This is a genomic window from Alkalisalibacterium limincola (assembly GCF_008017755.1).
GTDB classification, from domain to species: domain Bacteria; phylum Pseudomonadota; class Gammaproteobacteria; order Xanthomonadales; family Xanthomonadaceae; genus Alkalisalibacterium; species Alkalisalibacterium limincola.
In genome coordinates this window covers 180,773-205,163 of record NZ_VRTS01000002.1, presented here as the reverse complement: position 1 = coordinate 205,163, position 24,391 = coordinate 180,773, and the positions used below count along the sequence as shown (strand labels likewise).

At 67.7% G+C, this 24,391-nt stretch carries 25 protein-coding genes, 1 tRNA gene, 1 other RNA gene and 3 pseudogenes; 19 read left to right on the top strand and 11 right to left on the bottom strand.

Annotated elements, in window-relative coordinates:
- Positions 1–61: 61 nt before the first annotated feature.
- The 7 genes and pseudogenes from FU658_RS03990 (at position 62) to rpiA (ending at position 4,843) form a co-directional block, all read left to right on the top strand.
- Positions 62–2,266 (top strand): putative bifunctional diguanylate cyclase/phosphodiesterase, encoded by a 2,205-nt coding sequence (locus FU658_RS03990; protein ID WP_147890903.1) that lies wholly within the window; start codon positions 62–64, stop codon positions 2,264–2,266.
- Between the two features lie 70 nt (positions 2,267–2,336).
- Positions 2,337–2,555 (top strand): TIGR02449 family protein, encoded by a 219-nt coding sequence (locus tag FU658_RS03985; protein ID WP_147890902.1) that lies wholly within the window; start codon positions 2,337–2,339, stop codon positions 2,553–2,555.
- A complete protein-coding gene (locus FU658_RS03980; protein WP_147890901.1) occupies positions 2,552–2,851 on the top strand; it encodes a cell division protein ZapA in 300 nt (99 codons plus the stop codon). The genes FU658_RS03985 and FU658_RS03980 overlap by 4 nt, the downstream gene beginning before the upstream one ends.
- Positions 2,852–2,913: 62 nt before the next feature.
- Positions 2,914–3,100, top strand: a non-coding RNA gene (gene ssrS, locus FU658_RS03975) — 6S RNA.
- 31 nt (positions 3,101–3,131) lie between these two features.
- A pseudogene (locus FU658_RS03970) lies at positions 3,132–3,653 on the top strand (5-formyltetrahydrofolate cyclo-ligase); the annotation flags it as partial.
- A gap of 57 nt (positions 3,654–3,710) precedes the next feature.
- Positions 3,711–4,190: an EVE domain-containing protein gene (locus tag FU658_RS03965; protein WP_147891082.1), complete on the top strand. Its 480-nt coding sequence runs from the start codon at positions 3,711–3,713 to the stop codon at positions 4,188–4,190.
- Positions 4,187–4,843 carry a ribose-5-phosphate isomerase RpiA gene (gene rpiA, locus FU658_RS03960; protein ID WP_147890900.1) on the top strand — a complete coding sequence of 219 codons (657 nt, stop codon included), beginning with the start codon at positions 4,187–4,189 and terminating at the stop codon, positions 4,841–4,843. The genes FU658_RS03965 and rpiA overlap by 4 nt, the downstream gene beginning before the upstream one ends.
- Positions 4,844–4,873: 30 nt before the next feature.
- Here rpiA and FU658_RS03955 read toward each other — a convergent pair whose 3' ends face one another.
- Positions 4,874–5,368: a flavin reductase family protein gene (locus tag FU658_RS03955; RefSeq protein ID WP_147890899.1), complete on the bottom strand. Its 495-nt coding sequence runs from the start codon at positions 5,366–5,368 to the stop codon at positions 4,874–4,876.
- A 13-nt stretch (positions 5,369–5,381) separates the two neighbouring features.
- Positions 5,382–5,837: a CBS domain-containing protein gene (locus tag FU658_RS03950; protein ID WP_187265902.1), complete on the bottom strand. Its 456-nt coding sequence runs from the start codon at positions 5,835–5,837 to the stop codon at positions 5,382–5,384.
- Between the two features lie 185 nt (positions 5,838–6,022).
- Here FU658_RS03950 and FU658_RS03945 point away from each other — a divergent pair, with 185 nt between their 5' ends.
- The 8 genes and pseudogenes from FU658_RS03945 to nqrM all read left to right on the top strand — a co-directional run bounded on the left by FU658_RS03945 (position 6,023) and on the right by nqrM (position 13,200).
- Positions 6,023–7,363 carry a Na(+)-translocating NADH-quinone reductase subunit A gene (locus FU658_RS03945; RefSeq protein WP_147890897.1) on the top strand — a complete coding sequence of 447 codons (1,341 nt, stop codon included), beginning with the start codon at positions 6,023–6,025 and terminating at the stop codon, positions 7,361–7,363.
- Between the two features lies 1 nt (position 7,364).
- On the top strand, positions 7,365–8,618 hold the full coding sequence (locus tag FU658_RS03940) for an NADH:ubiquinone reductase (Na(+)-transporting) subunit B (RefSeq protein WP_147890896.1): 1,254 nt from the start codon (positions 7,365–7,367) through the stop codon (positions 8,616–8,618).
- Positions 8,608–9,393, top strand: coding sequence for a Na(+)-translocating NADH-quinone reductase subunit C (locus FU658_RS03935; protein ID WP_147890895.1), 786 nt, complete (start codon positions 8,608–8,610; stop codon positions 9,391–9,393). Before FU658_RS03940 ends, FU658_RS03935 begins: the two co-directional genes overlap by 11 nt.
- Positions 9,394–9,403: 10 nt before the next feature.
- Positions 9,404–10,071, top strand: a pseudogene (locus FU658_RS15935) (NADH:ubiquinone reductase (Na(+)-transporting) subunit D).
- Positions 10,072–10,086: 15 nt separating this feature from the next.
- Positions 10,087–10,707: an NADH:ubiquinone reductase (Na(+)-transporting) subunit E gene (gene nqrE / locus FU658_RS03925; protein WP_147890894.1), complete on the top strand. Its 621-nt coding sequence runs from the start codon at positions 10,087–10,089 to the stop codon at positions 10,705–10,707.
- On the top strand, positions 10,707–11,939 hold the full coding sequence (gene nqrF / locus FU658_RS03920) for an NADH:ubiquinone reductase (Na(+)-transporting) subunit F (RefSeq protein WP_147890893.1): 1,233 nt from the start codon (positions 10,707–10,709) through the stop codon (positions 11,937–11,939). The genes nqrE and nqrF overlap by 1 nt, the downstream gene beginning before the upstream one ends.
- Positions 11,940–12,157: 218 nt before the next feature.
- Entirely contained in the window at positions 12,158–12,979 is an 822-nt protein-coding gene (locus FU658_RS03915) for an FAD:protein FMN transferase (RefSeq protein WP_147890892.1), read from the top strand.
- Positions 12,979–13,200, top strand: a complete 222-nt coding sequence (nqrM, locus tag FU658_RS03910; RefSeq protein ID WP_147890891.1) for a (Na+)-NQR maturation NqrM — start codon at positions 12,979–12,981, stop codon at positions 13,198–13,200. The genes FU658_RS03915 and nqrM overlap by 1 nt, the downstream gene beginning before the upstream one ends.
- Positions 13,201–13,284: 84 nt before the next feature.
- On the opposite strand, the gene FU658_RS03905 is transcribed toward nqrM, so the two are convergent.
- From FU658_RS03905 to rplM, 3 genes are all read right to left on the bottom strand, one after another.
- Positions 13,285–13,358, bottom strand: a tRNA-Gln gene (locus FU658_RS03905).
- A gap of 54 nt (positions 13,359–13,412) precedes the next feature.
- Entirely contained in the window at positions 13,413–13,805 is a 393-nt protein-coding gene (gene rpsI / locus FU658_RS03900) for a 30S ribosomal protein S9 (RefSeq protein WP_147890890.1), read from the bottom strand.
- A gap of 15 nt (positions 13,806–13,820) precedes the next feature.
- On the bottom strand, positions 13,821–14,249 hold the full coding sequence (rplM, locus tag FU658_RS03895) for a 50S ribosomal protein L13 (protein ID WP_147890889.1): 429 nt from the start codon (positions 14,247–14,249) through the stop codon (positions 13,821–13,823).
- A 41-nt stretch (positions 14,250–14,290) separates the two neighbouring features.
- Between rplM and FU658_RS03890 the strand changes: the two genes are divergently transcribed.
- Together FU658_RS03890 and coq7 are read left to right on the top strand one after the other, a co-directional pair.
- Positions 14,291–15,514 (top strand): (Fe-S)-binding protein, encoded by a 1,224-nt coding sequence (locus FU658_RS03890; protein WP_187265900.1) that lies wholly within the window; start codon positions 14,291–14,293, stop codon positions 15,512–15,514.
- Positions 15,511–16,155: a 2-polyprenyl-3-methyl-6-methoxy-1,4-benzoquinone monooxygenase gene (coq7, locus tag FU658_RS03885; RefSeq protein ID WP_147890887.1), complete on the top strand. Its 645-nt coding sequence runs from the start codon at positions 15,511–15,513 to the stop codon at positions 16,153–16,155. The genes FU658_RS03890 and coq7 overlap by 4 nt, the downstream gene beginning before the upstream one ends.
- Before the next feature lie 74 nt (positions 16,156–16,229).
- Here the strand turns inward: coq7 and speD are convergent, their stop codons facing one another.
- Positions 16,230–17,069, bottom strand: a complete 840-nt coding sequence (gene speD / locus FU658_RS03880; RefSeq protein ID WP_147890886.1) for an adenosylmethionine decarboxylase — start codon at positions 17,067–17,069, stop codon at positions 16,230–16,232.
- A gap of 196 nt (positions 17,070–17,265) precedes the next feature.
- Between speD and crp the strand changes: the two genes are divergently transcribed.
- Both crp and FU658_RS15030 read left to right on the top strand, forming a co-directional pair.
- Positions 17,266–17,910 (top strand): cAMP-activated global transcriptional regulator CRP, encoded by a 645-nt coding sequence (gene crp, locus FU658_RS03875; RefSeq protein WP_255505397.1) that lies wholly within the window; start codon positions 17,266–17,268, stop codon positions 17,908–17,910.
- Between the two features lie 194 nt (positions 17,911–18,104).
- A complete protein-coding gene (locus FU658_RS15030) occupies positions 18,105–18,377 on the top strand; it encodes a GNAT family N-acetyltransferase (protein WP_255505396.1) in 273 nt (90 codons plus the stop codon).
- 6 nt (positions 18,378–18,383) lie between these two features.
- On the opposite strand, the gene trpC is transcribed toward FU658_RS15030, so the two are convergent.
- The 5 genes and pseudogenes from trpC to trpE form a co-directional block, all read right to left on the bottom strand.
- Complete coding sequence (trpC, locus tag FU658_RS03865; RefSeq protein WP_147890884.1) at positions 18,384–19,172, bottom strand: indole-3-glycerol phosphate synthase TrpC; 789 nt, start codon at positions 19,170–19,172, stop codon at positions 18,384–18,386.
- A 4-nt stretch (positions 19,173–19,176) separates the two neighbouring features.
- Positions 19,177–20,226 carry an anthranilate phosphoribosyltransferase gene (gene trpD, locus FU658_RS03860; protein ID WP_147890883.1) on the bottom strand — a complete coding sequence of 350 codons (1,050 nt, stop codon included), beginning with the start codon at positions 20,224–20,226 and terminating at the stop codon, positions 19,177–19,179.
- A gap of 38 nt (positions 20,227–20,264) precedes the next feature.
- Positions 20,265–20,843, bottom strand: coding sequence for an anthranilate synthase component II (locus tag FU658_RS03855; RefSeq protein WP_147890882.1), 579 nt, complete (start codon positions 20,841–20,843; stop codon positions 20,265–20,267).
- A gap of 88 nt (positions 20,844–20,931) precedes the next feature.
- Complete coding sequence (locus FU658_RS03850; protein ID WP_147890881.1) at positions 20,932–22,671, bottom strand: sensor domain-containing diguanylate cyclase; 1,740 nt, start codon at positions 22,669–22,671, stop codon at positions 20,932–20,934.
- A 99-nt stretch (positions 22,672–22,770) separates the two neighbouring features.
- A pseudogene (trpE, locus tag FU658_RS03845) lies at positions 22,771–24,260 on the bottom strand (anthranilate synthase component I).
- Between the last annotated feature and the right edge of the window lie 131 nt (positions 24,261–24,391).

Here is a 24,391-nt window from a genome sequence, read left to right as displayed (position 1 = left end):
CGAGGCCACGAACCGTGACGGCGTCTGGAGTCCGCATTCCCTGCAGCTCCCGCTGCGGGTGATGCCCCCATGGTGGGCGACGCCGGCGGCACAGATCATCTACCTGTTGTTGCTGGGCCTGGCTGGCTGGGGCGCTTGGCAGCTGGTGCGGCACCGGCGGCGGCAGGAGAAGGTGCTGCTGGCCGAGATCCGCGAGCGCGACGAGCGCCTGAAGCTGGCGCTGTGGGGCTCCGGCGACGAGTTCTGGGACTGGAGCATCAGCGACAACACGATCTACCGCATGGGCGGGGAGCAGTTGTTCAGCTGGGGCGGCACCTCGCCGTTGTCGACCAATGCATGGCGCAGCCAGGCGATCCACGCCGACGACCTGCCCCGGGTGCAGAAGATCCTCCAGGACCACATCCTCGGCGAGAGCGAGGCCTTCGAGTCCGAGCACCGCATCCGCAGCGCCGAGGGTGGCTGGCTGTGGGTTCGCTCGCGCGGCAAGGTGGTCGAGCGCGACGCCGAAGGGCATCCGTTGCGCATCGCCGGGACCGCGCACGACATCACCGCACGCCGTGATGCCGAACACGACCGCCGCATCGCCAGCGAGGTCATCCGTTCGATGGCCGAGGCGGTCGGCGTCGTCGACCTCGACTTCAAGTTCGTCTCCGTCAATCCGGCCTTCTCGCGCATCACCGGCTATGCGGCCGAGGAGGTCACCGGGGCGGATGCCAGCCTGCTCGACAGCGCCCAGCATGACGGCACGTTCTACGACAAGGTGCGCCGGATCATGCTCGACACGGGCCACTGGGCCGGCGAGATGTGGCAGAAGAGAAAGGACGGCGAGGAGTTCCTGGGCTGGCTGGAATGCTCCGAAGTGCGCGACGAATTCGGCGAGCGCAGCCATTTCGTCATCGTCGTGACCGACGTGACCGACAAGAAGCGCGCCGAGCAGGAGCTGCGCTACCTCGCCAACTACGACACGCTGACCGGCCTGCCCAACCGCGCGCTGCTGTCGGAGCGGCTGGCGCGGGCGATCGTGCGGGCGCGCCGGCAGGACACCCGCGTGGCCGTGCTCTTCCTCGACCTGGACCGGTTCAAGGACATCAACGACTCGCTGGGCCACGCCGCCGGCGATCGCATCCTAAAGGCCACGGCCTCGCGCCTGCTGGCGACGGTGAGCTCGCAGGACACCGTGGCGCGCCTGAGTGGCGACGAGTTCACCGTCGTCCTTGAGGACGTCGACAGCCTGGCGATGGTCGACCGGGTCGCGCGCGAGATCCTCGCCGCGTTCGCCGAGCCGCTGGATATCGATGACCGCCATGACGTGACGATCAGCCCGTCAATCGGCATCAGCCTCTACCCCGACCACGCGCTGGTGCCGACCGACCTGTTGAAGTTCGCCGACACCGCGATGTACCAGGCCAAGTCGATCGGCCGCAACACGTTCCAGATCTACACCGAGGAGATGGACGCGGAGACGCGCAAGCGGGCGCTGATGGCTGCCGCGCTGCGCCGTGCGCTCGACCGCGGCGAGTTCCGCCTGCTCTACCAGCCGCGCCTGTCGTTGACCGATGGAAAGATCACCGGCGTGGAGGCGCTGCTGCGCTGGCACAGCGCCGACATCGGCGAGGTGCCGCCGGATGTGTTCATCCCGCTGGCCGAGGAAACCGGCCTGATCCTCAAGATCGGTGAATGGGTGCTGCGCGAAGCCTGCCTGACCCTGCGCCGCTGGCGCCGCAATGGCCTGGTGGACGTGGCGATGGCGGTGAATGTGTCGGTGCTGCAACTGCTGCGTGGCAACCTGCCCGAAGTGCTGGAGCGGGTGCTCATCGAGGCCGACGTGCCCGCCGAGCGCATCGAGCTGGAGGTCACCGAAAGCATGGTCATGGCCAATGCCGAGCAGACCACCGCGGTGCTTAACCACCTGCGCGACATCGGCGTGTCGATCGCGATCGACGATTTCGGCACCGGCTACTCCTCGCTCGTCTACCTCAAGCGCCTGCCGATCGACACGCTGAAGATCGACAAGGAGTTCGTCGGCGACCTGACCCGCGACCCCGACGACGAGGCGATCACCGCCACCGTCATCACGATGGCGCATTCACTGGGCCTCAATGTGGTCGCCGAGGGCGTGGAGACCCAGGCCCAGATGGACTACCTGCGCGAACAGGGCTGCGACGAGATCCAGGGCTACTGGCTCTCGCCGCCGCTCGACAGCCACCACTGCCTGGCGTTCATGCGCACCTGGCAGCCATCCATCGTTCCCGAGGTGATGCCATGAACGCCAACCCCGCAGCGACCCAGCCGGTTGTTGACCGGCCCGTGGGACGGGCCTATCTTCAGCGCCAGCCATGAACGACGACAGCATCGAGCAATTGCAGGCCCTGACCGAGCGCATCGAGCGCCTGGTGGCCCTGTGCCGTCGACTTGGCGACGAGAACCGCAGCCTTCGCCACAGCCAGGAGCAGCTGATGGTCGAGCGCGCCCAGCTGCTGGCCAAGAACGAACAGGCCCGCTCGCGGGTGGAGGCGATGATCAACCGCCTCAAGTCGATGGAGCACAACGCGTGAGCGAGCCGGTCAGCGTCCGCATCCTGGACCGTGAATACCTGGTGGGCTGCCCGCCGGAGGAGCGCGACGGCCTGCTTGCGGCAGCGAAGCTGCTGGACGCGCGCATGCGCGAGATCCGAGGCAACAACCGCATGGCCGGGATCGACCGCATCGCCGTGCTGGCCGCCCTGAACCTGGCTTCCGAGCTGCTGGACAACCGCAGCACGGACGGCGAGCGCGACCGCGAGTTGCGTCGCGGCCTGGCCGAGCTCAATCGCAAGCTCGACGGCCTCCTGGAGTCGGAATCCGCACGCTGAACCCGGGTCCGCGGGCGACCTGCTTCACCTTGCATCAAGGCCCCGACGCTATACTTCCCCTGCGTCCTCTGCCTTACGCGACAGCGTACGCTAACATTCGCCTTGTCCCTTAATACGACCCCGGGGGTTGAAGTCCATCGCCGTGTGCATGTCCGCCACCGAGCGGAAAGCCTGACGCGAGGATCGACGCCCCCACCTGATCCTCGGGATCAAGGTCGTTTCGTAGGCATCGGTAAAGGCGGAGGATGCTTTCTTTTTCCCTGGTCAGCGCGGGAGTGCCATGCGCCGCGAGTTGAAGGCCGCCCGGCAGGCCCTGGGCGCACGCGAGCGCATCGCCGCCGCCGAAGGACTGGCCCGGCAACTGGCCGCGCTTCCCGAACTCTCCCGCCGCGGCCACGTGGCGGGCTACTGGGCGATGGACGGCGAGATACCGCTGCACGCGGTGATGCCGCGCCTGGCCGACGGCGTGGTGTGGTGCCTGCCCCGACTGGTGGACGGCAAGCGGCTGCTGTTCGCACCCTGGCGGGCGGGCGACGCGCTGGTCGCGAACCGCTTCGGCATTCCCGAGCCCGACCTGGCCCCGTCGTCCTGCCTGGCCCCCGAGGACATGGGTGTCGTGCTGGCGCCATTGGTCGGCTTCGACCGTGCCGGGCATCGCCTGGGCACCGGCGGCGGCTACTACGACCGCAGCTTCGCCTTCCGCAAGCACGCACCCGCCCCGCCCCTGCTGGTCGGCGTGGGCTACGCGATGCAGGAGCTCGATGCGATCCAGGCCCAGGCCTGGGACGTGCCGATGGACCTGGTGGCCACCGAATCCGAACTGATCGACTGCGCGCCGCGCGGCGGCTGGAGTGAGTGCATGCGTTACTGGCTGATGAAGTCCGAACCCGACGAGTTCTCGATCCACGACCTCGAGCGCGTCGGCACCGAGCCGTGGACGGGCGTGCGCAACTACCAGGCGCGCAATTTCATGCGCGACGGCATGAAGCCGGGTGACCGGATCCTCTTCTACCACTCCAACACCAAGGTGCCCGGGGTGGCGGGCATCGCCGAGGTGGCCTCCACGGCCTACCCCGACCCGACCCAGTTCGACCCCAGGAGCGACTACCACGACCCGAAGGCCACGCGGGAGGAACCGCGCTGGATGATGGTCGACGTGAGCTTCGTGGAGAAGTTCGACGACGTGGTTTCACTGGAGGAGATCAAGTCGATCGCCGACGAGCTCGATGAGTTCGCGCTGGTACGCCGGGGCAACCGCCTGTCGGTCATGCCGGTGGCCGAGCGCCACTACAAGCGCATCCTGGCGCTCAAGCCAAAATCCAAGAGGAGCAAACGATGAGCCAAGACCCCCGCAACGAAGGCAAGCGGCTCTCCGCGCTCAAGGCGCTGGAGTTCGTCGAGGACGGCAGCATCGTGGGTGTCGGCACCGGTTCGACCGTCGCCTTCTTCATCGAGGGCCTGGCGGACATGAAGTCGCGCATCAAGGGGGCGGTCTCGAGCTCCGAACAGAGCACGCGCCTTCTCGAGAAGGCGGGAATCGAGGTGTTCGACCTCAACCATGCCGGCACCCTGCCGCTGTACGTGGACGGTGCCGACGAGTGCGACCCGCATGGCCGGCTGATCAAGGGCGGCGGCGGCGCGCTGACGCGCGAGAAGATCATCGCCGCGGCCAGCAGGCGCTTCGTGTGCATCGTCGACCCGAGCAAGGAGGTCGACGTCCTGGGCCGCTTCCCGCTGCCGATCGAGGTGATCCCGATGGCGCGCAGCTACGTGGCACGCGAGATCGTCGCCCGCGGCGGTCAACCCGTGTGGCGCGACGGGTTCACCACCGACAACGGCAACGTGATCCTGGACGTGCACAACTGGTCGATCACCGACCCGGTGGCGCTGGAGCGCGAGCTCAACCAGCTGGCCGGCGTGGTCTGCGTCGGCCTGTTCGCCGCGCGCGCGGCCGACGTGGTGATCGTCGGGGCCAACGTCCGCCAGGGCTGAGGCCCGGCGACGGGTGCCGGGCCGCGTGGCTCAGCGGGCGAGCGTGCGGTAGGCGCCGCCCTGGAACAGCAATGGCGCACCCGCGCCACGCGCGATGTCGAGCACCTCGCCGACCAGGATCAGGTGGTCGCCCCCGGGGTAGCGGTGGGCGACCCGGCACTGGAAGCGCGCCAGCGCGCCATCGAGCAGTGGCAGGCCGGCGTGTCCGGGCTGCCAGTCCAGGCCGGCGAACTTGTCGCCCCCGACCCGGGCGAAGCGGTCCGACAGCGGTTGCTGCCGGTCCGACAGCACATGGATCGCGAAATGGTCGGCCAACTCGAAGGCGTCGAACGGCGGCACCCCGTGGCGGGCACTCCACAGCACCAGCGGTGGCTGCAGCGAAACCGCCGCGAAGCTGTTGACCGTCATGCCGACCGGTTGCCCGGCCGGGTCGAGCGTGGTCGCGACGGCGACACCGGTGGCCCAGTCCCCCAGCGCGTCGCGCAATGCCCGCCCCTCGTCGGGGGGGAGCCCGGAAATGCTCAAGCGCAGCCCCTGCTCACGGACCGTGGATGTAGTCCATCAGCTCGGAAATGACGCCTTCCTTGTCCTTGACCACGAAGCGCACCAGGTCGCCGATCGACAGCAGCCCCAGCAGCTGGCCCTCCTCGACCACCGGCAGATGGCGCACGCGCCGGTCGGTGCACTCCAGCAGGGCCTTCTCGACGCTCAGCGACGGCGGCACCGTGATCGGCTTGCTGGTCATGCGGTCCCTGACCGGTCGGTCGGTCAGGCCGGGCTCGTTCTCGGTGAACAGGCGCATGACGTCGCGCTCGCTGAAGATCCCGACCAGCTGCTCACCCTCCATGACCAGGACGCAGCCGACGTTCGCCTCGTTCATCAGGCGCACGGCCTCGCCGATCGAATCCTCGGGCGAGACCCGGTAGAGCACGCTGCCCCGCTCGGCCATCAAGGCCTCCTTTTCCTGCAGCACGGTGTGAAGAATGGTCTCCATCGATGCCTTCCCTCCAGCAACAGCAGTGGCCATCAGCATACCCCTTTCGGCCGGGTCGTCGCGGCCGGAGCCCGGGGCGCCCGGCGCGCGATCCGACCTCACGGGGTCCGCGGCCTTCATGATAAAGTCACGAAGTTTTCCGTTCCCGTATCCGAACCACCTTCAGGGGAGTTGCTGGCTGGACCATGATCAGGATCAAGCGGGGTCTCGACCTTCCGATCGACGGCGCGCCGCGCCAGGAGATCACTGACGGCCCCCGGGTTCGCTCCGTGGCCACTCTTGGCGCCGACTATCCCGGCATGCGCCCCACCCTGCACGTGAAGCCGGGTGACCGGGTCAGCCGCGGCCAGCTCATCTTCGAGGACAAGAAGACGCCCGGCGTGCGCTATACCGCGCCGGCAGCCGGCACCGTCACGGCGGTCAACCGTGGCCGGAAGCGTTTCATGCAGTCCGTGGTCATCGAGATCGACGGCGACGCCGAGCAGAGCTTCGAAAACCGCGTCGACGGCCTCTCCGGCCTCGATCGCGACAAGGTGCAGGCGCTGCTGGTGGAATCCGGAGAGTGGACCGCGCTGCGCACGCGCCCGTTCGGCAAGGTGCCGGCACCGGGCAGCGCCCCGCACGCGATCTTCGTTCCGGCCATCGACACGCAGCCGCTGGCCCCCGATCCGGACGTGGTCATCGGCGATCAGCTCGATGCGTTCCGCGACGGCCTGGAGGTGCTCGGCCACCTGACCGACGGCACGGTCTGGGTCTGCCGGGCCGACGGCTCCGAGCTACCCTCCTTCGCCAGGGGCCGCATCCGCGAGGAGGCCTTCGCCGGGCCGCACCCCGCCGGCAACCCCAGCACCCACATCCATTTCCTGTCGCCGGTAGACGCCAAGCGCACGGCCTGGGTGATGGGCTACCAGGACGTCATCGCGGTCGGCCACCTGTTCAGGACCGGCCGCCTGTACAGCGACCGCGTGGTCGCACTGGCCGGCCCGCAGGTCGAGCAGCCACGGCTGCTGCGCACCCGCGTCGGTGCCTGCCTCGACGAGCTCACCGCCGGCCAGATGAAGGGCGGCGAGAACCGCATCATTTCCGGCTCGGTGTTCAACGGACACCAGGCCGAGGGCCCGACCGGCTACCTCGGACGGCTGGCCAACCAGGTCAGCGTGCTGCGCGAGGGCAACGACCGCCCGATGTTCGGCTACCTGTCCCCGGGACTGGAGCGCCACTCGGTGCTCAACATCTACCTGTCGAAGCTGATGCCGTGGAAGCGCTTCGGTTTCACCACCACCACCAACGGAAGTGAACGCGCGATGGTGCCGCTGGGCCAGTACGAAACCGTGATGCCGCTGGACATCCTGCCGACCCAGCTGCTGCGCTCGCTGGTGGTGGGCGACACCGAGATGGCCCAGGCGCTGGGCGCGCTGGAGCTGGTCGAGGAAGACCTCGCGCTGTGCACCTACGTGTGCGTGGGCAAGTACGAGTACGGCCCGATCCTGCGCGACAACCTCGACCGCATCGAGAAGGAGGGCTGAGGTGGGACTGCGCGCCTTCATCGACTCACGCATTTCGCCGCACTTCCACAAGGGCGGCCGCTTCGAACGTTTCTACGTGTTCTACGAAATGTTCGACACGATGCTCTACAGCCCGTCGGACACGACCAAGACCACCGCGCACGTGCGCGACGGCATCGACCTCAAGCGGGTCATGATGACGGTGTGGTTCGCGGCGTTGCCGGCGCTGATCTTCGGCATGGTCAACGTCGGCTACCAGGCCAACCTGCAGATCGCCGACTTCGGCTACAGCGCGATCCCCGGCTGGCGCACCGACCTGGTCGCGCAGTGGGCCGGGTTCGACCCCGCCTCGTGGTGGTCCAATTTCCTTCATGGCGCCGTGTACTACATCCCGATCTTCATCGTGGTGTACATCGGCGGGTTCATCTGGGAAGGCCTGTTCGCGTGGAAGCGCGGGCACGAGGTGAACGAGGGCTTCTTCGTCACCGGCATCCTGTTCACGCTGATCCTGCCGCCCACGATCCCGCTGTGGCAGGTGTTCCTTGGCATCTCGTTCGGCGTCGTGGTCGGCAAGGAGATCTTCGGCGGCACCGGCAAGAACTTCCTCAACCCGGCCCTGGTCGGCCGCGCGTTCCTGTTCTTTGCCTATCCGGCGCAGCTGTCGGGCGACGTGTGGACGGCGGTGGACAACTTCACCGGTGCCACCGCGCTGGCGCTCGCCGCCGATGGCGGCCTGGACTACAGCGTCGGCCTGACGGCCAATGCCGCGATCGGGCAGCAGATGGACCTGACCTGGATGCAGACCGCCCTGGGCGGCATCCAGGGCTCGATCGGCGAGACCTCCACGCTGATGATCGCGCTGGGCGCCTTCGTGCTGCTGGTCACCAAGATCGCGTCGTGGCGCATCATGCTGTCGATGCTGCTGGGCATGGCCGCGCTGGCGACGCTGTTCAACTGGGTCGGCAGCGAGACCAACCCGATGTTCGCGATGCCCTGGTACTGGCACCTCACACTGGGCGGCTTCGCATTCGGTATGGTCTACATGGCCACCGACCCGGTCTCGGCCTCGATGACCAATACCGGCAAGTGGATCTTCGGCATCTTGATCGGCGTGATGGTGGTGCTGATCCGGGTCGTCAATCCGGCATTCCCGGAAGGCGTCATGCTGGCGATCCTGTTCGGAAACCTGTGCGCGCCCCTGATCGACTTCTTCGTGATGCGCGCCAACATCGGCCGGCGCATGCGGCGCCTGCGGGAGGGCAGCCATGGCGGTTAACGAATCGATCGGCAATACCCTGAGGGTGGCCTTCGGTGTCTGCCTTGTGTGTGCGGTGGTGGTCTCCACGGCCGCCGTCACGCTGCGCCCGGCGCAGGAGGCCAACCGGATGCAGTTCCGGCAGGTGAATATCCTGCAGACCGCCGGAATGTACGAGCCCGGCACCGATGTGTCGGCCGTGTTCGAGCGCATCGAGCGCCGCTTCGTCGATCTGCAAACCGGCGAGTTCGTCGAACGCGACCAGAGCTACGACCAGCAGCAGGCATCGCGCGACCCGGAACAAAGCCGCGCGCTGGAGCATGACCCGGCCGGCATCCGCCGCCAGGCCCTGGTGGCCGAGGTCTACCTGGCGCGGGGCGAGGACGGGCGACTGCAAAGCGTGGTCCTTCCCGTCCACGGCTACGGACTGTGGTCGACGATGTACGGATTCATCGCCCTGGAGCGCGACCTGGACACGATTTCCGGCCTGCGCTTCTACGAGCACGGCGAGACGCCGGGCCTGGGAGGCGAAATCGAGAACCCGCGCTGGCTGGCGAGCTGGGAAGGCAAGGAACTCTTCGACGAGGGCGGCAACCTGGCCATCGAGGTGCTCAAGGGCCAGGCGCCAGCGGGTTCGGACCACCAGATCGACGGCCTCTCGGGGGCCACGCTGACCGCTCGCGGGGTCAACAACCTGATGCGCTTCTGGATGGGCGAGGAGGGCTTCGGCCCCTTCCTGGACCAGTTGCGCGACCGCATCGACGCCGGTGAGTTCGATCAGGCGGGACAGGGCTGAGGAGACGAATATGGCAACGCTCACGAAAAAAGACGTACTGTTCGAGCCGATCTTCAGCAACAACCCGATCGCGCTGCAGATCCTCGGCATCTGTTCGGCGCTGGCGATCACGACCAAGCTCGATACGACGCTGACGATGTGCCTGGCCGTGGCCTTCGTCATCACGTTCTCGAACCTGTTCGTGTCCACGATCCGGCGGGTGATCCCGTCGAACATCCGCATCATCGTGCAGATGACGATCATCACCTCGCTGGTGATCGTGGTCGACCAGGTGCTGCAGGCCTACGCCTACCAGCTCAGCCGCGAGCTGTCGGTGTTCGTCGGCCTGATCATCACCAACTGCATCGTCATGGGTCGTGCCGAGCGTTCGCGATGCAGCAGCCGCCGGTGCTCTCGGCGCTGGACGGCCTGGGCAACGCGATCGGCTACTCGGTGGTGCTGGTGTTCGTGGGCTTCTGCCGCGAGCTGTTCGGCTCGGGCAGCATCCTCGGCTGGCAGGTGCTGCAGACCACGACCGAAGGCGGCTGGTACCTGCCCAACGGCCTGATGCTGCTGCCGCCCAGCGCGTTCTTCCTGATCGGCGGCTTCATCTGGGTGCTGCGCGTATGGCGCACCGAACAGGTCGAGCCCGACGAGTTCGTCATCAAGCCCAATTCACGCACCAGCGAAGCATTCTGAGGCCGGGAGCGCCACGTGTTCGAACATTACCTCAGCCTTTTCATACGCGCCGTGTTCGTCGAGAACATGGCCCTCGCCTTCTTCCTGGGAATGTGCACCTTCCTGGCGATCTCCAAGAAGGTCATGACCGCGCTCGGCCTGGGCATCGCCGTCACCGTCGTGCTGGCGCTGACCGTGCCACTGAACAACCTGGTGCTGCACAACCTGCTCGACGAGGGTGCGCTGGCCTGGACCGGCATCCCGGCGCTGCAGCAGCTCGACCTGCGCTTCCTCGGCCTGCTCAGCTACATCGGCATCATCGCCGCGCTGGTGCAGATCCTGGAGATGGTCCTGGACAAGTACGTTCCAGCGCTCTACAACGCGCTGGGCATCTTCCTGCCGCTGATCACGGTGAACTGCGCGATCCTCGGCGCCAGCCTGTTCATGGTCGAGCGCCACTACGACTTCGGTGAGTCGGTGGTGTTCGGCGTCGGTGCCGGCGTCGGCTGGGCCCTGGCCATCGTGTTGCTGGCCGCGATCCGCGAGAAGCTCAAGTATTCCGACGTGCCGGAAGGCCTCAAGGGCCTCGGAATCGTCTTCGTCGTGGTCGGCCTGATGTCGCTGGGCTTCATGTCCTTCGCCGGAGTGCAGCTGTAATGGCCTTCGAGATCCTGTTCGGCGTGGGCATGTTCACCGTCACCGTGCTGGTGCTGGTGCTGGTCATCCTGTTCGCGCGCTCCAAGCTGGTGAGCACCGGCAAGATCACCATCGACGTCAACGACGACCCCGAGAAGCGCATCGAGACGACGGGTGGCCGCAAGCTGCTCGGCGCGCTCGCCGAGCAGGGCGTGTTCCTGTCCTCGGCCTGCGGCGGCGGCGGCACCTGCGGCCAGTGCAAGTGCGTCGTGCTCGAGGGCGGTGGCGACGCGCTGCCGACCGAGGCGGAGAAGCTCTCGCGCCGGGAGATCCGCGAAGGCTGGCGCCTGTCGTGCCAGGTCTCGGTCAAGCAGGACATGAAGATCGAGGTGCCCGAGGAGTTCTTCGGGGTCAAGAAGCTCGAGTGCACCGTGGTGTCCAACGAGAACGTCGCCACCTTCATCAAGGAGCTGGTGTTGAAGCTGCCCGAGGGCGTGGACGTCGACTTCCGCGCCGGTGGCTTCATGCAGATCGAGGTGCCCAAGTTCCATGCGAAGTTCAGCGACTTCGACATTCCCGAGGAGTACCGCGGGGACTGGGACCACTTCAAGATGTTCAACCTGGAATTGAAGAACGATGCGGAGGAGACGATCCGCGCCTACTCGATGGCGAACTACCCCGAGGAAAAGGGTGTCCTGAAGTTCAACATCCGCATCGCCGCGCCGCCGCCCAAGACCCAGAACGTGCCGCCCGGCGTCGTCTCCAGCTACGTCTTCAACCTCAAGCCCGGCGACAAGGTCACGGTGTTCGGGCCGTTCGGCGAGTTCTTCGCCAAGGACACTGAGGCGGAGATGGTCTTCATCGGTGGTGGCGCCGGCATGGCACCGCTGCGATCGCACATCTTCGACCAGCTGCGTCGCCTGAACTCCAAGCGCAAGATCACCTTCTGGTACGGCGCGCGTTCGCTGCGCGAGGCCTTCTACGTCGAAGACTTCGACGAACTGGCCGAGCAGCACGACAACTTCGAGTGGCACCTGGCCTTGTCCGACCCGCAGCCGGAGGACAACTGGGAGGGCTATACCGGATTCATCCACAAGGTGGCCTACGAGAACTACCTCAAGGACCATCCCGCACCGGAGGACTGCGAGTACTACCTGTGCGGTCCACCGATGATGAACGCCGCGGTGATCCGGATGCTGGAAGACCTCGGCGTGGAGCCGGAGAACATCCTGCTCGATGATTTCGGTGGCTGACGTGCCGCGCATCCGCATTGCCCACAGGGCCGGCCTCCTCGCCGGCCTTGTCGTTTTGCTGGTGGCGGCCTGCAGCCGGCCGCCCGAGCCCATCACGCTGGGTGGTCCGACGATGGGCACCACCTGGTCGGTGCGCCTCGCCTCCCCCCCCCGAACAGGTAGACGTCCGGGAGCTGCGCGGCGAGATCGAGGCGATCCTTGAAACGATCAATGCCGAGATGAGCACCTACCGCGAGGATGCGCTGATCTCCCGCTTCAACCGTGCCGAAGCGGGCACCCGCTTCGAACTGCCCCATGACTTCGACATCGTGCTGCTCGATTCGCTGGCCCTGGCCGAGGATTCGGGCGGCGCTTTCGACCCCACCGTGGGCCCGCTGGTGAACCTGTGGGGCTTCGGACCGGAGGGCGATCGCAGCGAACCGCCGGCCGGGGACGATATCGCCGCCGCGCGGGCCCGCATCGGCTGGGAAAAGCTGCACTACGACGCGGTCGAGGGCGTGCTGGAACAGACAGGGGGCATGTACCTCGACTTTTCCGCGATCGCGAAGGGCCACGCGGTCGACCGCATCGCCGACCACCTCGTCGCGCGTGGCGTCTCCGGGTTCGTCGTCGATATCGGTGGAGACCTGCGCACCCTCGGCACCCGGCCCGACGGCCGGGGCTGGCGGATTGCGGTGGAGCGGCCGCAGCCGGGTGAGCGCGCGATCCACAGCGTCATCGAACCCGGCGACATGGCGCTGGCCACGTCGGGGAGCTACCGCAACTATTTCCGCGACCAGGGCCGCACCTACTCGCACACCATCGATCCGCGCACGGGCTGGCCGATCACCCACGACATCGTCTCGGTCACGGTGCTGCACGAACGCTGCGCGATGGCGGACGGCCTGGCCACGGTGCTCACGGTGCTGAACGAAGAGGAAGGCATGGCATTTGCCCGCGAGCGGGGCCTGGCGGTACTGTGGTTGGTGAATACTGAAGACGGCGTCCAGGAACGGATGACGCCGGCCTTCGCCCCCTATCTCGAGGAGTTCGGCAACTGATGTTGATGACTTTCCTGGCCGCGATCGTCCTGGTGGGACTGCTGTTCGCCGGCATGACCATCGGCGTGATGATGGGCCGCAAGCCGGTGCAGGGTTCCTGTGGCGGCCTGGGCTCGGTCGGCGTGACGGGCGACTGCGGCATGTGCGGCCGCAAGGCCGGCGAAGCCTGTGCCAAGGGCGAGAGCCTGCCCGACGACGGCGCGCGCAACGAGCGCCGCTAGCCGGAGCCGGGCGCCCCCGCCGCCCGGCAGGACTGCAAAGCGGCAGCACAAAAAAAACCCCGCCAATGGCGGGGTTTTTCAATGTGGCAGGGGAACTAGGATTCGAACCTAGATTGACGGAGTCAGAGTCCGTTGTCCTACCATTAGACGATTCCCCTAATGGTGTCCCTACGCGCCACGGTCTCTGACCGGCGTGGCGCGGAGAAGCGCGATCAGCGCTTCGAGAACTGGGTGGCGCGGCGGGCCTTGTGGAGACCGACCTTCTTGCGCTCGACCTCGCGGGCATCGCGGGTCATGAAGCCGGCGCGACGCAGGTCCGTCTTCAGGTTTTCGTCGTACTCCACCAGCGCGCGGGAGATGCCCAGGCGGATGGCGCCGGCCTGGCCGGTGTTGCCACCGCCCTCGACCGTGACCTTGATGTCGAACTTCTCGGTCATCTCGGTCAGCTCAAGCGGCTGACGGACGATCATCCGGGAGGTCTCGCGGCCGAAGAACTCCTCCAGCGGGCGACCATTGACAGAGATCTGACCGCCGCCGTTGCGCAGGAACACGCGCGCGGTGGAGGACTTGCGACGGCCGGTGCCGTAGAACTGCTGCGAAGCCATAGTCAATTCCGTTGCTTAGATGTCCAGCGGCTGCGGCTGCTGGGCGATGTGCGGGTGCTCGGAGCCCTTGTAGACCTTGAGCTTGCGGTACATGGCGCGACCGAGCGGATTCTTCGGCAGCATGCCCTTCACACCGATCTCGATCACACGCTCGGGGTGCTTCTCGAGCATCTGGCCGAGCGACTCGGTCTTGAGGTTGCCGATGTAGCCGGTGAACCGGTGGTACATCTTGTCGCGCAGCTTGTTGCCGGTGACGGCAATCTTCTCTGCGTTGATGACCACGAGGTAGTCACCGGTATCGACGTGCGGGGTGTACACCGGCTTGTGCTTGCCGCGGAGACGGCGCGCGAGCTCCGAGCACAGGCGACCGAGGGTCTTGCCCTCCGCATCAACCACGTACCAGTCGCGCTGCACGGTTTCCGGCTTGGCGCTGAAAGTCTTCATAAGAGTTCCGAAACGGAAAATTGCGACAAATGAGAAGCGGAATGATATCCCGCCGCCAGGGGGACTGCAAGCCCGCCGAGCCCGGCATGCTAGCATCGCTGGCGATGGCTGTCGCCCCCAACCCTGACTCCAAGGCTCCGGGCCGCCCGGACGGGCTGCTGGCCCTGGCCGATCGCTGCGTGCAGTGCGGATTATGCCTGCCCCACTGCCCCACATACCAGCACGACCGCAACGAGGCGGAGTCACCGCGTGGCCGCATCGCGCTCTGGCGTGGGCTCGCCAGCGGGCAACTGGCCGCCTCGGCGGCCACCGATGCCCACCTCGACCATTGCCTGGGCTGCCGCGCCTGCGAGTCGGCCTGCCCGGCTGGAGTGCGTTACGGGGAGCTCCTGGTGGCCGGGCGCGCGCTGCAGCGCGAACGACGGCGCCCGTCGCCGCGGCAGTTCCTGGTTGAATGGCTGGCCGCGCGCCCACGGTGGCTGGCCCCGCTGCTCGGACTCTACCGGAGGCTCCACCCGGCCCTGCCCGCCCGGCTGCGACCCCTGCCGGCGCCACCGGCACGGACCGCGCCTGCGACCCCACGCCCCACCGGCCCCTCCCCCTCCGCGTCGGTGTCCCTGTTTGGCGGCTGCGTGGGCCGGCCATACGACGAACCAGCGCGCCTGGCGCTGTCCCGCCTGCTCGATGCCGCGGGCATCGCAACGGTCGAACCCGGCGGCCAGACCTGTTGCGGTGCGCTGCATGCCCACGCCGGGGACCTGGCCACCGCCACGCGCCTGGCCGCCGGCAACCGGTCGGCCTTCGCCCGGTCGGACACGGTCTGTGCGACGGCCAGCGGCTGCCAGCACGCGCTTGCCCGGTCCCTGGAGGGCAGCCCGGCGCATGCGGAGGATCCCTTCGTGCTGCTGGCCCGGGTGGCGCCGGAACTGGCATTCCGTCCCGCGCGCCGGCGCGTGGCGCTGCACCTGCCATGCACCCAGCAGCGGGTGGACGGCAGCGTCGCCGCACTGCGCGCCCTGCTGCAGCGCATACCGGAACTCGACGTGGTCCTTCTCGACCCCGCCTGTTGTGGCGCGGCGGGCGTGCAGATGGTCACCGACCCCGGACGCGCAGCCGGATTCCGCGAGCCACTGCTGGCCGCGCTGGATTCCAGCGGCGCGGATACACTGTTGTCGGCCAATGTCGGCTGCCGCCTGCACCTGGGCAACGCCAGCCCGGTGCCGGTGCGACACCCCCTGGAATTCCTTGCCGAGCACCTGCAATGAATACGCAACGCCGATACACGCTGATCGACCGGGTGCTGATCGAGGCCGGGCACGCCCTGACCACCGCGCTGGGCGACCCGGCCGCGCAGCGGCCCAATCCCGGCGCCGGCGTGCCGGCCGCGGAGCTCGATGACCCGGGTCGCCGCCACGCGGCCGGCCTGATGCGCATCAACCATGTTGGCGAGGTCTGCGCCCAGGCCCTGTATTTCGGCCAGGCCGCCGTTGCCCGCGATCCGGACACGAAAGCCCACCTGATGGCAGCCGCCGCCGAGGAAACCGACCATCTGGCCTGGTGTGCGGACCGCCTGCGCGAGCTCGACAGCCGTCCCAGCCTGTTCAACCCGCTGTGGTACGCCGGTGCCTACGGCATCGGGCTGGCCGCGGGCCTGCGCGGAGACGGCTGGAACCTGGGCTTCGTGGTGGAAACCGAGCGCCAGGTCGAGGCCCATCTGGACCACCACCTGGAAACGCTGCCTGCCGGCGACGAACGCAGCCGGGCGATCCTCAGGGTCATGAAGGAGGACGAGGCCCGCCACGCCGACCATGCCGAGCAGGCCGGTGCCCGGGTGCTGCCCCGCCCGATTCCCCAGGTCATGGCACTGGCCTCGGCGGTGATGAAGGCCGTTGCCTACCGGCTGTAGCCGCGGGTCCGATCGCCAAACGCAAAAGGCCGGCGCAATGCCGGCCCCTGATGCGAAACGACCCTGCCGTCGACTCAGTCGACCAGGTTGCGGCCGTGGAAGAGCTCCTCGATCTCGCGCTTGAGCTGCTGCTCGATGCGCATGCGCTCCTTGAAGCTGAGGTTCTTCGCCTTCTCCTCGAACAGGTAGGTGTCGAGGTCGAAGTCCTTCACATGCATCTTCGTGTGGAAGATGTTTTCCTGGTAGACGTTGACGTCGAACATCTCGTAGCGCTTCTTGATCTGGCGCGAGAGGTAGTCCTGGATCGAGTTGATCTTGTGGTCGATGTAGTGCTTCTTGCCCTTCACGTCGCGGGTGAAGCCGCGGACCCGGTAGTCCATCACGACGATGTCCGACTCGAGGCTCTCGATCAGGTAGTTCAGCGCCTTCAGTGGCGAGATCACGCCGCAGGTGGCCACGTCGATGTCGGCGCGGAAGGTCGCGATGCCGTTGTGCGGATGCGTTTCCGGGTACGTGTGGACGGTGATGTGGCTCTTGTCGAGGTGGGCCACGACGCTGGCGTCGCGTGCCTCGTCCTGGGCATCCTCGTGCTCGCGCACCGCGCCCGACAGCACTTCCTTTCCGGCCTGCTTCTTGTCGATGATCGGCTCTTCGGAAATCAGGATCGTCACCGACGCACCCTGCGGGTCGTAGTCCTGGCGGGCCACGTTGAGGATGTTGGCGCCGATGATGTGCGCGACCTCGGTGAGTATGTCGGTGAGGCGATCGGCGTTGTAGGCCTCATCGATGTACTCGATGTAGCGCTGGCGCTGGTCATCGCTGACCGCATAACAGATGTCGTAGATGTTGAAGCTCAGGGCTTTCGTCAGGTTGTTGAAGCCCTGCAGCTTCAAACGCGGGATCGGCTTGACCACCGTGGCTACCCCCGGGGCGGGAAAAGAAGACAAGAGCGGGATTATCGTCCATTCCGGCGCCGGCAACCACCTCTACCGGTCACAGATTGCCCGAAAGCCCACTAGGGCCTAAGCTGCGGTTCAACCGAATAGTGGGTTCGCCACGATGCCGACACTGCTTCAGATGGCCAATGCGCCGCTGCACCAGGAACCGCCGATGACTGGCCTGACCCTGGACCGTCCGACCATCGACCGCTTCCTGGCCCACTGCCACCGCCGCCGCCACCCCTCGCGATCGGAGATCTTCCGCCCGGGCGACCCCACCGGCACGCTGTATTACGTGATCAATGGCTCGCTGAGCATCATCAGCGAGGAGTCCGACGGCCGCGAGCTGGTGCTGGGCTACGTGAACGCCGGCGATTTCATCGGTGAAATGGGCCTGTTCGTGCGCGCCGAGCGCCGCGAGGTCCTGCTGCGCACCCGGACCGCCTGCGAGCTTGCCGAGATCAGCTTCGACCGCCTGCACAGCCTGTTCCAGGGCACGTTGGCGGCTGAATGCCCGAAGATCCTCTATGCGATCGGCGCGCAGCTGTCCAAGCGCCTGCTCGACACCAGCCGCAAGGCCAGCCGCCTGGCCTTCCTCGACGTGACCGGCCGCATCGTGCGCACGCTGCTGGACCTTTGCGAGGAACCCGACGCGATGACCCATCCCGACGGGACCCAGATCAAGGTGTCGCGACAGGAACTGGCGCGGATCGTGGGCTGCTCGCGGGAGATGGCCGGCCGCGTGCTCAAGCAGCTCATGGAACAGGGCGTCCTGCACGCCCGCGGCAAGACGATCGTCATCTACGGCACGCGCTGAGCGATGGCCACGGTGTTTCCGCCGGATCCGGACCAGCCGCTGCTGCGGCCGGCGGAGCTGGTGGACGCCGCGATGGTGGCGGACCTGCTGGGCGAGCTGGGCTATCCCTGCTCCCTGGACGACGCCGGCGACCGCATCGCCCACCTCGAGGACCACCCCGGCCACGAGCTCCTGCTGCTGGAGGTGCAGGGTCGTTGCTGCGGGCTGTTGGCGCTGGACTTCATGTACTCGCTGCCGCTGGGCCGGGCCAGCTGCCGGATCTCCGCGCTGGTCGTGGCGACCACTGCCGCGGCCGCGGCCTGGGCCGCTGGCTGGTGGGCGAGGCCGAGCGCCGTGCCCGGACGGCGGGCGCGACGCGCATCGAGGTGTCCAGCGCCGGGCATCGCAAGGATGCCCACAAGCTCTACCGTGAGTGCGGCTTCGAGGACGGCTCGGTGCGCCTGGTCAAGCGCTTCGGCGACGCCTGAGCCGCATCAGCCGAACAGGCGTCGCAGTTCCGTGCCCGGGTCCGGCGCGCGCATGAAGCTCTCGCCCACCAGGAAGGCGTTCACGCCTTCCCCGCGCATGCGCGCCACGTCCGCGGGCGTGACGATGCCGCTTTCGGTGACCAGCAGGCGGTCCGGCGGTACCGCGGCCTTCATCGACAGCGTGGTGTCCAGCGACACCTCGAAGGTACGCAGGTTGCGGTTGTTGATCCCGACCAGCGGCACCGCCAGCTGCAGCGCGCGTTCGAGCTCGTCGATGTCATGGACCTCGACCAGCACGTCCATGCCCAGCTCCATGGCGAGGTGCGAGAGCCGGGCCAGCGCCGGATCGTCGAGCGCGGCGACGATCAGCAGGATGCAGTCCGCACCGAGCACCCGCGCCTCGACCACCTGGTAGGGGTCGACGGTGAAGTCCTTGCGCAGCACGGGAAGCTCGCAGGCGGCCCTGGCCTCGGCCAGGTAGGCGTCGGCGCCCTGGAAGAAATCGACATCGGTCAGCACCGAGAGGCAGGCGGCACCGCCAGCGGCATAGCTGCGGGCGATGTCTCCCGGCCGGAAATCCGGTCGGATGACGCCCTTGGAGGGGCTGGCCTTCTTTATTTCGGCGATGACCGCGGGATCGCCGGACGATATGCGTGAGAGCAGGGCCCGGGTGAATCCACGCACCAACGGTGCGCCTTCGAGCTTCCGTTCGAGGTCGGCAAGGGGCACGCGGGTGCTGCGCTCGGCCACTTCCTCGCGCTTGCGCGCCACGATCTTCTCCAGGATGTCCGACACCTGCTCAGCCCCCGCCGACCGGTTGCCCGGCCAGTTGCCGGGTGACGCCCACGAACTCCTCCATCTTCGCCAGGGCCGCGCCCGAGGCCAGCGTGGCGCGTGCCAGCTCGATGCCCGTCGCGATCGTATCGGCGCGGCCGGCCACGTACAACGCGGCACCGGCGTTGAGCGCGACGATCTCGCGCGGCAGCCCCTCGACGTTGTCCAGCGCCTGGATCAACATCCGCCGCGACTGCTCGGCGTCGGCCACTTCGAGATTGCGGCTGGCAGCCATCTGGATGCCGAAGTCCTCCGGGTGGATCTCGTACTCGCGCACTTCCCCGTCACGCAGTTCGCCGACCAGCGTGGCCGCGCCCAGCGAGATCTCGTCCATGCCGTCGCGTCCCCATACCACCAGCGCGCGTTTGGCCCCGAGCTTGCGCAGCGCGCGCACCTGGATACCGACCAGGTCGGGGTGGAACACGCCCATCAGGATGTTCGGTGCGGCCGCGGGATTGGTCAGCGGCCCGAGGATGTTGAAGATCGTGCGCACGCCCATCTCGCGGCGGACCGGGGCGATGTTCTTCATCGCCGGATGGTGGATCGGCGCGTACATGAAACCCAGGCCGGTCTCGGCGATGCACTCGGCCACCTGGTCGGGTTGCAGTTCGATCGCCGCGCCCAGCGCCTCGAGCACGTCGGCACTTCCCGACTTCGAGGACACGCTGCGATTGCCGTGCTTGGCGACCTTGGCCCCGGCCGCGGCGACGACGAACATCGATGCGGTGGAGATGTTGAAGCTGTGCGCGCCATCACCACCGGTGCCGACGATGTCGACGAAGTGCTCGCTGTCGGGCACCTCCACGCGGGCGGAGAACTCGCGCATCACCTGGGCGGCACCGGCGATCTCGCCGATCGTCTCCTTCTTCACCCGCAGCCCGGTCAGGATCGCCGCGCTCATGACCGGCGACACCTCGCCGCGCATGATCATTCGCATCAACTCGACCATCTCGTCATGGAAGATCTCGCGGTGTTCGATCGTGCGCTGAAGCGCTTCCTGGGGCGTGATGGGCATGATGGGCTCCTTGGGCGCGGCGGCGACCCGGCGTCAGGTCAGCTGTCGAGGAAATTCTGCAGCAGGGCATGCCCGTGCTGGGTGAGGATCGATTCGGGATGGAACTGCACCCCGTGGATCGGCAGCTCGCGGTGGCGCAGGCCCATGATCTCGTCGAACCCCCCGTCCTCGCCCTCGGTCCATGCGGTCACCTCCAGGCAGTCCGGCAGGCTTTCGCGGCGCACCACAAGCGAGTGGTAGCGGGTGGCTTCGAACGGGTCGGGAAGCCCGGCGAAGACGCTGGTGCCGGAATGCCTGAGCATCGACGTCTTGCCGTGCATGATCCGCTTCGCACGCACGACCTCGCCACCGAAGGCCTGGCCGATGCTCTGGTGGCCCAGGCACACGCCCAGCAGCGGGATGTCGCGGCCCAGTTCGCGCACCACGTCGACCGACACGCCGGCTTCGTTGGGCGTGCACGGCCCGGGCGAGATGACGATGCGCCGGGGGCCCAGTGCGCGGATCCCGGCGACGTCGAGGTCGTCGTTGCGGATCACGTGCACCTCCTGCCCGAGCTCGCCGAAGTACTGAACGAGGTTGAACGTGAAACTGTCGTAGTTGTCGATCATCAGCAGCATGGCTGCATCCGGGGCCTGGTCAGCGCGGGGCGGGCAACGGGCGAGTATAGCGGCCCCCGCGAGGAGGAGCGGGCACCCGTGCCGGGACTCAGGCGTTCTGCACGCGGTTGCGGCCGCGCTGCTTGGCCCGATACAGCGCCCCGTCGGCGTCCGCCACCAGCTTGGCGGCGATCGTGGCGGGATCCATCAGCAGCATCTCGTCGGCAAGGTATTCGATCGAAGCGACGCCGACGCTGACCGTCAACGGGATGGCGACGCGGCCCACGCTGACCGGGCCCCGTTCCTGGATCGCGGCCCTGAGCCTTTCGGCCAGGGCGACCGCCTCGTCCCCTGGCGTGTCGATGGCCAGCACCGCGAACTCTTCGCCGCCGGTGCGTGCCAGCAAGTCCGTGCCGCGCACCTGGCTGGTCGCCACTTCGGCCAGCCAACGCAAGACCACGTCGCCCGCGGGGTGGCCATGGGCATCGTTGACCACCTTGAAATGGTCCACGTCCAGGATCAGCAGCGACAGGGGCAGGCCCTGTTCGGTGGCCCGCTGCACCGCCTCGTCGAGTTCGTCGTTGAAGCGGCGGCGGTTGGCAAGGCCGGTCAGCGAATCGCTCAAGGCCATCGCCTCGAGCTGCACGTTGAGCGAGCTCAGCTCGGCGGTGCGTTCGGAAACGCGTTGCTCGAGGGTTTCGGCGAGCCGCAGCAGTTCCGCTTCGCGGCCGGTCAGGTCGCCGACCAGTTGCTGCAGGCTCCGGGCCAGGTCGCGCGCCTCGCGGTAGCCGCCGGGGTCGGCCAGCACCGCCCCACCCCTGCGCTCGCGGATCCGGCGCGCCTCGCGGGCGAGCTCCCGCAGTGGCCGGCCGATCCAGCGCCCGAGGATCACCGCTGCGCCCACGCCAAGCAAGCCGAGGACGATCGCCAGCACCGCCACGGTGCTGCGAAGCTCCCGCAGGGGTGCCAGTGCCTCGCCGACCGGCTGTCGCACCAGCGTGATCCAACCCAGCCCCATGTCCTCGATGGCGCCGGAAGGCCTGGCGAAGCCAGTGATGTATTCCCCGCCATCGCTCCAGTGCGCCCTGAACCAGCCGTCGTTCCGGTCGCGGCTCACGTGCTCCAGCGCGACCGGCAGGTGGCGCCCCGCCATGTCCCCTGGACCCAGGATCACCACGCCCTCGGCGGACATGACGATCAGCTCGGCGCCGTCCAGCCCCAGCAGCGTCGGATCCAGCTGCCGTGCCAGGCGTCGCGCCCAGGCCCATGATAGGTGCGCGGCGACGACCCCGTCCACGTCGCCGGAGGGATTGCGCACCGGGGCCGCAACGTCCAGGAAACGCAGCGGTTCGTCGTCGTGTGCCTGCAACAACTGCTCCAGCAGCACGGCTTCGTGCAGATCGCCCAGGTAGGGGCCCTGCAACGCGCCGGCGAACCAGGGTCGGCCGGAGACATCCACGCCTTCGAGAAGCCCGTCCTTGGCCACCACGACGCGACCCTGGGCATCGACCAGTCCAATCCACGCGTAGTCCGGGAAGCTGCGCGCGAGTTGCTGGAAATGCTCCTGGAGCGCACCCGGGTCGATCGCCTGCAGGTCGAACAATGGCAGCACCGACAGCGCCCGCATGTCGTCGAGCCGCTCGCGCAGGCCATCTTCAAGCCTGCCGGAGAGGTCCGCGGCCGACAGCGACAATGTCGCGGCCACGCCTTCCTGGAGGTGCCGGGCGGCCATGCGCTCGACCAGCACGCTGACCACGAGCACCAGCATCACGGCCAGCCCGCCGTAGCTCAGGCCGAGCCAGAAGCGCAGGCCCGGCGCATAGCGGTTTCGATTGCCCTGTGGCTCCATGCCAAGTCTCCCGATAAGGAGGCGGAACACTCCTCGCCGCAGGCTAGCAAGCCCGCCGATGGGCGGCCATCGAAAGCTGAACGGCAGGCCGTGGCCGACCTACAACCCGCCGGCGGCCTCGGCCACCGCCCGGAACAGCGCGCGCCCCTTGTTCATCGTTTCCTCCCACTCCTTGAGAGGGTCGGAATCGTGGACGATGCCGGCACCGGCCTGCACATGCAGGCGCCCGTCCTGGATCACCGCCGTGCGGATGGCGATCGCCGTGTCCGCATCGCCGTTGAAGCCGATGTAGCCCACGGCTCCCGAGTAGATGTTGCGCTTGATCGGCTCGAGCTCGCGGATGATTTCCAGTGCACGGATCTTCGGCGCACCGCTCACGGTGCGGCCGGGAACGTCGCCTTGAGCACGTCGGCATAGCTCAGTCCGGGCTGCAGGTTGCCGGTGACCTCGCTGACGATGTGCATGACGTGGCTGTAGCGCTCGATGACGAAACGCTCGCCGACCTCGACGGTGCCCGGCGTGCTGACCCGGCCGACGTCGTTGCGCCCCAGGTCGATCAGCATCAGGTGTTCGGCGCGCTCCTTGGGGTCGGCCAGCAGCTCGGCCTCGAGCGCGACATCGGCCTCCGGGGTGTCGCCGCGCGGGCGGGTCCCGGCGATCGGCCGCACCGTCACCTTGCCCGCCTTCTGGCGAACCAGGATTTCCGGCGAGGAGCCGACCACCTGGGTGTCGCCGAAATCCATGAAGAACATGTAGGGCGACGGATTGAGCGCGCGCAGGGCACGGTAGACATCGACCGGCCGGGCCAGGAACGGCAGGCTCATGCGCTGGCTGAGCACGACCTGGAACACATCGCCGGCGCGGATGTACTCCTTGCTCCTCTCGACCGCGGCGATGAAGCCCTCGCGGGTGAAGCCGGAGACGAAGTCCTCCTCGCCCACCCGTTGCGGCGAGAGCAGCTCCGGATAGCCGACCCCGCCCTGGCGCAGGCGATGGACCAGCGCATCGAGTCGGCGCTGGGCGCGCGCCCATGCGCGCGGCTGCTCCGGGTCGGCGTGCACCACCAGGTACAGCCGCCCCTTGAGGTTGTCGAACACCGCCACTTCCTCGCTGAGCAGCAGCAGGATGTCGGGTGTGCCGAGCTGGTCGGGCTTGGCCGCCTGACCCGGCGCGTCACCCGCCAGCCGCGGCTCGACGTAGCCGATGCTTTCGAAGCCGAAGTAACCCACCAGCCCGCCGGTGAAGTCCGGCAGGCCCGGGATGACCGGGACGCGGTACTCGGCGCGGATCTTCTCGACCTCGCCCAGCGGATCGGCCACCTGGCGCCGTTCGACGAGCTCCCCGCAGTCCCGCACTTCCAGCACGTGGCCGCGGAAGCTGTAGCTGCGGCTGGCCGGCAAGCCGATGATCGAGTAGCGGCCCCAGGTCTCGCCCCCCTCGACCGACTCGAACAGGTAGGCGTTCGGGCCATCGGCCAGTTTCAGGTAGACCGACAGGGGCGTGTCGAGGTCGGACAGCACCTCCCGCACCACCGGAATGCGGTTGTAGCCCTGGTGGGCGAACTGCCCGAAGCGTTCGGCATCGATCACGCGAGTCGTCCTGGGGTGGGTGCGGCGAGCCCCCGAGTATGCCAGCAGGCGCGTACGAACGACTGTCACATCCCGGCGCGATACTGCACCCGTCCTCCGGGAACCGCGCATGGGCAGGGAAGAAACGAGGG

Bases quoted from the DNA above. Each gene is read 5' to 3' on its own strand.
- FU658_RS03945 (WP_147890897.1), top strand. From the start codon at position 6,023: ATGATCAGGATCAAGCGGGGTCTCGACCTTCCGATCGACGGCGCGCCG.
- trpD (WP_147890883.1), bottom strand. From the start codon at position 20,226: ATGCCCATCACGCCCCAGGAAGCGCTTCAGCGCACGATCGAACACCGC.
- FU658_RS03965 (WP_147891082.1), top strand. From the start codon at position 3,711: ATGCGTTACTGGCTGATGAAGTCCGAACCCGACGAGTTCTCGATCCAC.
- FU658_RS03990 (WP_147890903.1), top strand. From the start codon at position 62: ATGCCCCCATGGTGGGCGACGCCGGCGGCACAGATCATCTACCTGTTG.
- FU658_RS03985 (WP_147890902.1), top strand. From the start codon at position 2,337: ATGAACGACGACAGCATCGAGCAATTGCAGGCCCTGACCGAGCGCATC.
- FU658_RS03850 (WP_147890881.1), bottom strand. From the start codon at position 22,671: ATGGAGCCACAGGGCAATCGAAACCGCTATGCGCCGGGCCTGCGCTTC.
- nqrF (WP_147890893.1), top strand. From the start codon at position 10,707: ATGGCCTTCGAGATCCTGTTCGGCGTGGGCATGTTCACCGTCACCGTG.
- rplM (WP_147890889.1), bottom strand. From the start codon at position 14,249: ATGAAGACTTTCAGCGCCAAGCCGGAAACCGTGCAGCGCGACTGGTAC.
- crp (WP_255505397.1), top strand. From the start codon at position 17,266: ATGACTGGCCTGACCCTGGACCGTCCGACCATCGACCGCTTCCTGGCC.
- FU658_RS03855 (WP_147890882.1), bottom strand. From the start codon at position 20,843: ATGCTGCTGATGATCGACAACTACGACAGTTTCACGTTCAACCTCGTT.
- FU658_RS03890 (WP_187265900.1), top strand. From the start codon at position 14,291: ATGATATCCCGCCGCCAGGGGGACTGCAAGCCCGCCGAGCCCGGCATG.
- FU658_RS03950 (WP_187265902.1), bottom strand. From the start codon at position 5,837: ATGGAGACCATTCTTCACACCGTGCTGCAGGAAAAGGAGGCCTTGATG.
- coq7 (WP_147890887.1), top strand. From the start codon at position 15,511: ATGAATACGCAACGCCGATACACGCTGATCGACCGGGTGCTGATCGAG.
- rpsI (WP_147890890.1), bottom strand. From the start codon at position 13,805: ATGGCTTCGCAGCAGTTCTACGGCACCGGCCGTCGCAAGTCCTCCACC.
- rpiA (WP_147890900.1), top strand. From the start codon at position 4,187: ATGAGCCAAGACCCCCGCAACGAAGGCAAGCGGCTCTCCGCGCTCAAG.
- FU658_RS03935 (WP_147890895.1), top strand. From the start codon at position 8,608: ATGGCGGTTAACGAATCGATCGGCAATACCCTGAGGGTGGCCTTCGGT.
- nqrM (WP_147890891.1), top strand. From the start codon at position 12,979: ATGTTGATGACTTTCCTGGCCGCGATCGTCCTGGTGGGACTGCTGTTC.
- FU658_RS03915 (WP_147890892.1), top strand. From the start codon at position 12,158: ATGAGCACCTACCGCGAGGATGCGCTGATCTCCCGCTTCAACCGTGCC.